Genomic DNA, 8,917 nt, shown 5'->3' with positions numbered 1-8,917 from the left:
GACGTGGCCGTCTTGCAGAAGGAGCCCCGGTCCTTTAGGGCCGCGAGGACGTCAATGATGCGGCTGATTAATTGGCGCTTTCCCGCACCAATTTGCATCTGCTGCCGTGCACATCTCCAAGTCTTTGCGACGCGGATTTCGTGCCCTACGCTGTACAAGCGCCGACCACCCTCCGGGTCAATTCCCCGTCGTTTTGTACGATCAATCCGGGTCAAAAGAAAACATCAAGGCGTCGCATGAAGGGCGCAGGATTCGCATGGCGGAGGCAGGGCAGCACCTTCGCCAAACCCCGCGCGTTGCGCTCACACGAATGTGATGGACGGTGAACGTAGCGTGTTATCTCACCTTAAGGAGCACGTTCAATGGACACGATCAAGACGAAGGACGGCACGGAGATTTTCTACAAGGACTGGGGTACGGGCAAGACGGTGGTGTTTTCGCATGGGTGGCCGTTGAACGCGGACGCGTGGGACGCGCAGATGTTGTTTCTGGTGCAGAAGGGCTACCGGGTCATCGCGCATGACCGGCGGGGACATGGGCGCTCAGGCCAGCCGGGCAAGGGCAACGACATGGACACCTACGCCGACGACCTGGCCGCTGTGCTCGACGCACTGGACGTGAAGGACACCATGCTCGTGGGCCATTCCACGGGTGGTGGCGAGGTGACGCGTTATATCGGGCGTCATGGGACGGGGCGGGTATCGAAGGCCGTGTTGATCGGGGCCGTGCCGCCGTTGATGCTGAAGACAGAAGCGAATCCGGGCGGCTTGCCGAAGGATGTATTCGACGGCATCCGCGCAGGCGTGGCTGCCGATCGCTCGCAGTTCTACAAGGATCTGGCAATGCCGTTCTTTGGCTACAACCGCGACAACGCCAAGAAATCGCAGGGCGTGATCGATTCGTTCTGGGCGCAGGGAATGTTGGGCGGAATCGTGGGGCAGTACGCGTGCATCAGGGAGTTTTCGGAAGTCGATTACACCGAAGACCTGAAGAAGTTCGACGTACCGACCTTGATCCTGCATGGTGACGACGATCAGATCGTGCCAATCGATGCAGCGGGAAGACAGTCGGCGAAGCTGGTCAAGAACGCCACGCTGAAGGTGTATCCGGGCGGTGCACACGGCATGTGCGTGGTCGAGGCGGAGAAGGTGAACGCGGACTTGCTGGCGTTCGTTTCGAGCTAAATCAAGCTAAGTCGAGTTGAATCGGGCCAAACGGAAGGGACGCGCCGGCGAGAGAAATCGTCGGCGCAGCGAAGCTACTTCTTAACGGGATGAGTGCGACGGAACACCATCCATCGCGGTGATTTAAACCTGACGATGCTGACGTAGAGCCAGACGTAGGTGACAGCAAACACCACGACAAAGCAGAACAGGTGCAGCGTATGCCGCCAGAACAGCGTGGCGGGAATCACGGCAACGAGGCAGAGCAACCAGAGATAAGGCGAGGTAAGCGAATTGCGCCGCGTGATTTCGCGTGCATTCTGGGCGCCAACTGCCCAGCGCATGAGCCGTTTATACACCAGCATATGCAGATGCACGCCGTCCGGAATTCCCGGCGAAATCCCGCGAATAAACTTCTTCCGATAGATGGAAAAACACGTCTCGAAGATCGGATACATGAACAGCAAGACCGGGAACCACGCTGAGACATCGCGATTACGCATCACGAGCATGATGGACAGTTCCGCCAGCATGAAGCCGATGAAATAAGCGCCGCCATCGCCGAGAAAAATCAGCCCGGCCGGGAAGTTCCAGATGAAGAAGCCCATCACCGCGCCCATCATGATCAGCGAGGCGGACAACACCACCGGATCGTGGACCTGGAACGCAACGTACGCGAGCGACGCGAACATCATGAACGCGACCATGGACGCGAGCCCGTTGAAGCCATCGATGATATTGATTGCGTTCGCTAAAGCCGCCACCGCCATCACGGTCACGAGACAGGAGATAAGACTGTAGGTCAGCAAGAAGTCCAGCGGCGGAACGCTGATGCGCGTGACCGCGATCCCCAGCAAGAAATAAGCGAGCGCGGCCGCGGCCATCGTGCAAACCAGGCGCACGACCGGCGTCACCCGCTTGGTCAGGTCCTCGACGAGTCCGGAAACAAACGCCGGCATCCCGCAAGCAACAATGGCCAGGATGCCGCTCGATACGACCGGATAGGTCCATCGAAGCTGCACGGCCGAGACGGTGAGCCCGATCAGGATTCCGACCCCGCCGATGCGGGGCACGGACCGCGCATGAAACTTCTGTACGCCGGCAAAATCGCTATCGCCGGAAAGGCCTTCGTGCAAATGGGCAAACCGCACGATCAACAGCGTGATGAACAGCGAAACGAGAAAACCGAGCGCAAAACTAAGCATGAAAAAATAACCACTAAAAAGAACGGGCCGGGCGAGGCCCGAACAAAAACGTCAGGCAAAACCCCTCGGATTCTGCGACTGCCAGCGCCAATGATCGGCGCACATACGCTCGATGCCATGCTCCGCCTGCCAGCCGAGCAGCTTCGTGGCGGCGGCCGGATCGGCGAAACACTCGGCGATATCGCCCGGACGGCGAGCCACGAGTTCATACGGCACGGGCTTGCCCGATGCCGCTTCGAACGCCTTCACCACATCCAGCACGCTATAACCCTGGCCTGTGCCCAGGTTCACGACAAAGCTGCTGTCGAGTGCTTCCAGCGCATCGAGCGCCTTGATGTGACCACGCGCCAGATCGACTACATGAATGTAATCACGCACGCCCGTGCCGTCGTGGGTCGCGTAGTCGCTGCCGAAAATACGCAGGCGCTCAAGCTTGCCCACCGCCACTTGCGCCACATACGGCATCAGGTTGTTCGGCACGCCCGCCGGGTCCTCGCCGATCAAGCCGCTTTCATGCGCGCCGACCGGATTGAAGTATCGCAACGTTGCGATGCGCCACGCCGGATCGGAGATTTCCAGATCGCGCAAAACCTGCTCGGCGATAAGCTTCGACTGCCCGTAGGGGTTCGTTGCCGACAGCGGAAACGATTCGTCGATAGGCACGCTCTTTGGCACCCCATACACCGTCGCCGACGAGCTGAACACGATCTTCTTCACGTTGCGTGCGCGCATGGTGTCGAGCACAACGAGCAGGCTATCCATGTTGTTACGGTAATACTCGATCGGTTTCGCCACCGACTCGCCCACCGACTTCAACGCGGCGAAATGGATCGCGCCGGTGATCGGGTGTTCATCGAAGATTCGGGCGAGGGCGGTTTCATCGCGGGCATCGGCTTCGTAGAACGCCAGCTTTTTGCCGGTAATCTGCTCCACGCGTTTCAGCGCCTGAGCGTTGCTGTTCACGAGGTTATCGACCACGACGACGCCGTAACCAACGTTAAGCAATTCGACGCAGGTATGCGAGCCGATAAAACCGGCGCCGCCCGTGACAAGAATCGTGCCCTTCGCGCTTGTGTGACCAGTCATGAATAACGCTCCCGGAGGGTGATTTAGAGTGAAACGCCGGTAACCGCGCGTATTGTGCCTTTATAACGCTCGACGACCGCGTTTTCGTCGAATTCGCGCGTTACCTTAGCGCGGCCCGCCACGCCCATTTCAGCGCGCGCTGTATAGCTCGAGAGCAGCAAACGCTCGAGTTGCTGCGCGAGGCTGTCGGCGCTTTTAACCTCGCACAGCAAGCCCGTCACGCCGTTTTCGACGACTTCGCGACAGCCGGGGACATCGGTGGCGACGATCGGGCGTCCCATCGCCGACGCCTCCATCAAGGTTCGCGGCACGCCTTCGCGATACGACGGCAGCACCACGCAATCCGCATTGCCGATAAACGCGCGGACGTCGTGCGCCTCGCCGAGGTAATCGATGACACCTTCCCGTTGCCACGCCTGCACTTCGTCCAGCGTGATGGCGCTGGGGTTGTCGACGCCCACGGGTCCGAGCAACTGGAACCGCGCATACGGATATTTTTGGCGCAGCCGGCGTGCCGCATCGACGTATTCCGCGACGCCTTTATCCCACAGCAGACGGCCAATTAAAATGAAAAAAAAGCCTTCCGTCTGCGGGTTGGCGCGCGCTAGCGGCCGGAAAGCGTACTCGCCGAGATCGACGCCTTCGCCGTGCAACAGTTGCGCGCGATCGGGATGAACCAGTAAATTCTGGTCGATGAACGCCCGCCGGTCGTCCTGGTTCAGGAACCACACTTCGCGCGGAAACCGGAACGCAAAGCGGTAAAGCCGCTTCGCGACGCTCGCCGTCCGGCTCTTCTGGATGAACACATAACCGAGCCCGGTGGTGACCGCTATGGACGGTATGCCCGCGAGTTTTGCGGCGATCGAACCGTAGATGTTGGGTTTGATCGTGTAGTGAAACACAATATGCGGCCGGGTCGACCTGTACTCGCGATACAGCGCCGTGAGGGTCTTGAAGTCATCGCGGGGATTGGTTCCCTTCGATGCCACGGGCAACTCCACGCATCGGCAGCCCATTTCCTCGAGCGGCGCGAAGGTGCGGTCGCGAGGCGCAATCACCGAGACTTCAACGCCGCGTTCTATCAGCATCCGCAGCAAGCCGCGCCGGTAGGTGTAGATCGCCCACGCGGTGTTGCAGACAAGGGCAATGCGAAGGCGGGATTTCTCTGCGTTCATTCGATCGGTTTTAAAGAGGGCGCTGAATCAGGGGCTTGTTTCAAGGGCTTAAGCCAGTCAGGTGTGAAACAACCGAGTTTTCAACGCGCGCACAGCGCCGTAAGGCAGCATCAGATGCGCGATGTTTTTCGCCACGCCGAGCCAGTCGGGCAGGTTCGTCAAGCGCATGTATTTCAATTGCAGCCGCAGTGTGGACAGAGTCTGTGTCCGGCGTTTCGTCGCGCTGATGCCGTGTTCATTGAGTTCGTAATACACGCCGAATTCCGGCAGATTCGCGCAATCGTGGCGCTGCATCAGGCGCAGGAACAGGTCGAGATCTTCGGCCGCGCGATATTCCGCCCGATAGTTGCCGGCTTCGATCACGGCGGCGACGCGCAGCATCATCGAAGGATGGGAGAAGCACGAGCGCAACAGCATGACGCGGCGAATGGCGGCCGGCTCGGTCGGCGGGCGCAGGTCGAACAGCGGCGCGCCCTCCATGCTCACCACGTGCGTCCACATGCCGAGCGCCGCGGTTTGCGGATGTGCCTCCATATACTCGCGCTGCTTTTCCAGCCGGTACGGCGTCGCGAGATCGCCCGCATCAATGCGCGCCGCATACTTGACACCGCGTTCAGCCAGTGCGGCCACACCCGCCTGCAGCGCCAGCTCGATGCCGCCATTGCGCGGCATCCGCAGGACTTCGATCGCCAGATTCGCGACCGTCGGCGCGACGATGGGCGGCAGGCTGCCATCGTCGACAATCAACACCCGTACCGGCGCGCGCTCGCAGAACGACGCGAGCGTGCGGTCCAGGTCGTGCTGGGCGTTGAACACCGGGATCAGCACGGCGACGTCGTCGAGCGCGAAGTGTGGCATGGGTTGAGTGGGCGTCGTAGGCGTCATACCTGCAGCCTGAAGCGGATGTAGTAGAAATTAACCGACGCTGCCGCGAGATACCCTGCCGCCAGCCCGGCCAGCGCACCGTAGCTGCCCATGCGCGGAATCGCGATCAGGTTGACGACAAAGGCCACCGCGAGCGCCAGCAGCCACTTTGCGAGCAACACGAATTTCGCCTGGTATTTAAGCACGACGAGGTTCCCGATCGCTTCAATCCCCGCCGGCACCGAGAGCCACACGGCCCAGCGGAAAATGCTGATGGAATCCGTATAAGCCGGCCCGAACACGCGCGAGATGATGAAACCGGCCAGCAGGTCGAGCACGATCGCGCCGCCGATCATCAGTACTGCCGTCATCGCGATCAAGCGGCCGACGTTGCGCTTCAGTTGCACGGCATCGTGCACGCGATACACGAACGCCGGCGCGATGGTCTGCGCGAGCATCAGCGCGAGCGTGATCCAGTTTTCGTTGAGTTGCTGCGCAGCGGAATAACGGCCGAGATCGGCGAACGAGATGTGGCGTTCGAGCATGAGCCGGTCCAGCTTCAGGAACAGGTACATACAAATGAGGCCGAGCCAGAACACCGTGCCTGCGCTCGCGAAATGTCGGAACAACGTGCGGTCGAGGTGCCAGCCGAGCTTGCCGCCGTGTCGATGGATGTAATACAGCATCAACACCCCGCCGATAACCGCTGCTTCCAGCGCCCACAGCCAGCCGAAGCGCGCCGGGCTTGCCGCCGCGCGCACGAGCACGTACACGAGCGCGGCCTTGGCCACCGCCGTGAGCATGCTGGTGAGCAGTTGCGGCTTGCTGTACGTCATGCTTTGCAGCCACGCGTTGATCACGCCGACAAACGGCTCGCGGAACAGCATGGTCACGGCGAGGCCGGCGAGCATGGCGCCGACCAGGGGATCGGTGAAACCCGTCGCAATGCCGATCCACGTCACAATCCACGTTACAAGCAGCGCGGCTGCGGACACGCCCATGCGCAACACGAATGCGCTGCCGAGCACCGTGCCGAGCTGGCCTGCCGGGCGATTCACGATGGTCGGCACGAGGATTTCGGCGCCACACACCCAGGTGATGGGCGAGAGCACGAGCAGCAGCGTGTTTGCGTATTGCCATTTGCCGAAGACGTCGGGGCCGAAGTAGCGCGCGAGCAGTCCGCTGATGGCGATGGCGACCGCGATCTGCGTAAGACGTTCGAGACCGAGCCAGACGATGTTCGCCAGCGCCTTGGTGACGTCGGGGTTCGTGATCCGTTTCAGCATCCGTGGGCGGTGCCTGAGGTTGTCGTGGCGGTTGTGGCGTTCGTGGTTCTTGTGGCCATAGGCATGGCGCTTGCGGTAAAACACTCGCCCGGACTTGCCGCGTTCCTGTCGGGAGCCGTCAAACAACGTGCGGTTTCCCGCCATTCAATGTGACGTTTGTACTTCGCGGTGAAAAAGCGTCCGGGCATTGGATTAGAATATTTGCGCAGGTCCGCGCGGAAAGACTGCGATTATAGGTGCGAAAAGTGCACTCAACCGCGTGGTTGATACTCGCGAAGGGAGCACTGAGAATTCGCCACCTGGATCGAGGCTGTGCTATATGACGCGCAATACGAATTTCTTTCGTTATTTTTTCACGCGTCGTCCGGTATCGTTTCTAGCCGTTCGTGCGTTGGCCGGATTTACTTGAGTTTGGCCACGCGTTTGGCGACGTATTAGCCGCGTTGGGCTATGGCGGGTTTTATCGCCAGCAACAGGTCTGCATCGAGGGGTCTTCATGACCCGGGACGCTTCGGGATGCCCCGGAACCATTTACATTATTAGTCAGGTAGCCATTCCATGAGCCAGTCACCGCAAGTACCAGTTACCCAGTCCATTTTCAAGGCCTATGACATTCGCGGCATCGTGGGCAAGACCGTCGATGCCGGCGTCGCGCGCAACATTGGCCGCGCGTTTGGCAGCGAGATCCGAAGCCAAGGCGGCGACTCGGTCGTCGTGGCGCGCGACGGCCGTTTGTCCGGGCCGGAACTTGTTGGCGCGCTTGCTGACGGCTTGCGCGAAGCCGGCGTGGATGTGGTCGATATCGGCATGGTGCCTACGCCTGTGGGTTATTTCGCGGCCAGCGTGCCGCTCGCGCTGCCTGCGGGCGAGCGTCGGGTGGATTCGTGCATCGTGGTGACGGGAAGCCATAATCCCCCGGACTACAACGGTTTCAAGATGGTTCTGCGCGGCGCTGCGATCTACGGCGACCAGATCCAGGCGCTGTATCAGCGCATCGTCAGTGACGACTTCACGACCGGTGCGGGCACTTACACCGAGTACGACATCCAGGACGTCTACCTTGAGCGCATCGTCAGCGACATCAAGCCTGCGCGCCCGATAAAGATCGTGGTCGATGCCGGCAACGGCGTGGCCGGCGATCTCGCGCCGCGTTTGTTCAAGGCGCTGGGGTGCGAGTTGGTCGAGTTGTTCACGGATATCGACGGTACGTTCCCGAATCACCATCCCGATCCGGCGCATCCGGAAAACCTGCAGGACGTGATCAAGGCGTTGAAGGAAACGGACGCGGAAATCGGTTTTGCCTTCGATGGTGACGGTGATCGTCTCGGCGTGGTCACGAAAGACGGGCAGATCATTTATCCGGATCGTCAGTTGATGTTGTTTGCGCAGGAAGTGTTGTCGCGCAACAAGGGCGGGCAGATTATTTATGACGTGAAATGCACGCGGAATCTGGCGAAGTGGGTTCGCGACCAGGGCGGTGAGCCGGTGATGTGGAAGACGGGACACTCGCTGGTGAAGGCGAAGCTGCGGGAAACGGGTGCGCCGCTGGCGGGTGAGATGAGCGGGCACGTGTTTTTCAAGGATCGCTGGTATGGCTTTGATGACGGCCTTTATACCGGCGCGCGGATGCTGGAAATTCTGTCGCGCGTGGCTGATCCGAGCAAGCTGCTCAATGATTTGCCGAACTCGCTGTCTACGCCCGAGTTGCAGTTGAAGCTGAATGAGGGTGAGAATTTCGAGTTGATCGCGAAGATGCAGAAGAACGCGAAGTTCACGGGCGCGGATGATGTGCTGACTATCGATGGATTGCGGGTGGAGTATCCGGATGGGTTCGGGCTCGCGCGGTCATCGAATACTACGCCGGTGGTTGTTATGCGGTTTGAGGCTGACAGCGAGGACGCGCTGAAACGTATTCAGGAAGATTTTCGTCGGGTGATTTTGGCGGAGAAGGCCGACGCCAAACTTCCGTTCTGATTTTTCGCTCGCACCGGTGGACGGGGTTGGTTTGGGTTTGCCGGTGCGGGGGGCGGTGGGGTTGGTGCTTTCGGTGTTAGTGGTCTGCGTGAGTTAGCTGATTTTTTTGTCACTATTAGCCACTGTGCGTGGCGGCACGTCATTTCTTTTTCCAACGGCGAAAA

At 60.2% G+C, this 8,917-nt stretch carries 7 protein-coding genes; 2 read left to right on the top strand and 5 right to left on the bottom strand.

Features of this window, described 5'->3' with window-relative positions; all coding sequences use genetic code 11:
- The first annotated feature begins 362 nt into the window (after positions 1–362).
- Complete coding sequence (locus M0D69_RS42605; protein ID WP_301787800.1) at positions 363–1,184, top strand: alpha/beta fold hydrolase; 822 nt, start codon at positions 363–365, stop codon at positions 1,182–1,184.
- A gap of 74 nt (positions 1,185–1,258) precedes the next feature.
- On the opposite strand, the gene M0D69_RS42600 is transcribed toward M0D69_RS42605, so the two are convergent.
- Genes M0D69_RS42600 through M0D69_RS42580 form a run of 5 tightly spaced genes read right to left on the bottom strand, consistent with a single transcriptional unit; the run spans position 1,259 to position 6,779 of the window.
- Complete coding sequence (locus tag M0D69_RS42600) at positions 1,259–2,368, bottom strand: glycosyltransferase (protein ID WP_301787799.1); 1,110 nt, start codon at positions 2,366–2,368, stop codon at positions 1,259–1,261.
- Positions 2,369–2,419: 51 nt separating this feature from the next.
- Positions 2,420–3,454, bottom strand: a complete 1,035-nt coding sequence (gene galE / locus M0D69_RS42595; RefSeq protein ID WP_301787798.1) for a UDP-glucose 4-epimerase GalE — start codon at positions 3,452–3,454, stop codon at positions 2,420–2,422.
- 23 nt (positions 3,455–3,477) lie between these two features.
- Positions 3,478–4,629, bottom strand: coding sequence for a glycosyltransferase family 4 protein (locus M0D69_RS42590; protein ID WP_301787797.1), 1,152 nt, complete (start codon positions 4,627–4,629; stop codon positions 3,478–3,480).
- Positions 4,630–4,686: 57 nt separating this feature from the next.
- Positions 4,687–5,514, bottom strand: coding sequence for a glycosyltransferase (locus M0D69_RS42585; RefSeq protein WP_301787796.1), 828 nt, complete (start codon positions 5,512–5,514; stop codon positions 4,687–4,689).
- Positions 5,511–6,779: an oligosaccharide flippase family protein gene (locus tag M0D69_RS42580; RefSeq protein ID WP_301787801.1), complete on the bottom strand. Its 1,269-nt coding sequence runs from the start codon at positions 6,777–6,779 to the stop codon at positions 5,511–5,513. Before M0D69_RS42580 ends, M0D69_RS42585 begins: the two co-directional genes overlap by 4 nt.
- A 558-nt stretch (positions 6,780–7,337) precedes the next feature.
- Here M0D69_RS42580 and M0D69_RS42575 point away from each other — a divergent pair.
- A complete protein-coding gene (locus tag M0D69_RS42575) occupies positions 7,338–8,753 on the top strand; it encodes a phosphomannomutase/phosphoglucomutase (protein WP_301787795.1) in 1,416 nt (471 codons plus the stop codon).
- The last annotated feature ends 164 nt before the right edge of the window (positions 8,754–8,917 follow it).

It is taken from the genome of Caballeronia sp. SEWSISQ10-4 2, from assembly GCF_030464885.1.
In the GTDB taxonomy this organism is placed as follows: domain Bacteria; phylum Pseudomonadota; class Gammaproteobacteria; order Burkholderiales; family Burkholderiaceae; genus Caballeronia.
The sequence above is the reverse complement of the archived record's forward strand: the minus strand, read 5'-3'. Positions and strand labels throughout refer to the sequence as shown.

Excerpts from the sequence above, each read along its gene's own strand:
- M0D69_RS42605 (WP_301787800.1), top strand. The coding sequence starts at position 363 with ATGGACACGATCAAGACGAAGGACGGCACGGAGATTTTCTACAAGGAC.
- M0D69_RS42600 (WP_301787799.1), bottom strand. The coding sequence starts at position 2,368 with ATGCTTAGTTTTGCGCTCGGTTTTCTCGTTTCGCTGTTCATCACGCTG.
- galE (WP_301787798.1), bottom strand. The coding sequence starts at position 3,454 with ATGACTGGTCACACAAGCGCGAAGGGCACGATTCTTGTCACGGGCGGC.
- M0D69_RS42590 (WP_301787797.1), bottom strand. The coding sequence starts at position 4,629 with ATGAACGCAGAGAAATCCCGCCTTCGCATTGCCCTTGTCTGCAACACC.
- M0D69_RS42585 (WP_301787796.1), bottom strand. The coding sequence starts at position 5,514 with ATGACGCCTACGACGCCCACTCAACCCATGCCACACTTCGCGCTCGAC.
- M0D69_RS42580 (WP_301787801.1), bottom strand. The coding sequence starts at position 6,779 with ATGCTGAAACGGATCACGAACCCCGACGTCACCAAGGCGCTGGCGAAC.
- M0D69_RS42575 (WP_301787795.1), top strand. The coding sequence starts at position 7,338 with ATGAGCCAGTCACCGCAAGTACCAGTTACCCAGTCCATTTTCAAGGCC.